A 421-nucleotide genomic window follows, 5' to 3' on the forward strand; every position below is an offset into this window, starting at 1 on the left:
CAAGCAAACGCTTTGAACGAAGATAACTTCTTATTTACGATAGAAAGACCTCAGAATAAAAAAGAAGAGTTTGTAGCCGCTTTTGATACTGTGCAGAAAGGAATGAAAGAACTAGGTGTAAAAGTTATTCCATATCAGAACAGTAATGAAATATTAAAATTTGCGGAGTTTGATTTAGATTGCTTAGTTAATGATTTCAAATTAGTAACGAATTGATACAAATAATAAAGGCTACTTAACAGTAGCTTTTTTACCTGCGAGTGAATGCTTTTATCATTTCATTCTGGCAATTGCTCTGGCTAGTTTAAGTAGTTTTATTGATGTTTTTAGCTCTAACTCAGATTGAATACTTAATAGTGCAATCCCTGCCAATATTTGTTGTGGCCTCACTACTTGGCCTGTCGGCAGCTCCATACTGTCG

Annotated in this window: 2 pseudogenes; one reads left to right on the top strand and one right to left on the bottom strand. The window is 34.4% G+C overall.

Going from position 1 to position 421, the window contains the following annotated elements:
• Positions 1–216, top strand: a pseudogene (locus AB4496_RS26355) (DUF3037 domain-containing protein); the annotation flags it as partial.
• A 57-nt stretch (positions 217–273) separates the two neighbouring features.
• Here AB4496_RS26355 and AB4496_RS26360 read toward each other — a convergent pair.
• Positions 274–421 (bottom strand): annotated as a pseudogene (locus AB4496_RS26360) (regulator); the annotation flags it as partial.

The sequence above is a fragment of the Vibrio sp. 10N.222.46.A1 genome (assembly GCF_041473595.1).
GTDB classification, from domain to species: Bacteria; Pseudomonadota; Gammaproteobacteria; order Enterobacterales; family Vibrionaceae; genus Vibrio; species Vibrio tasmaniensis_A.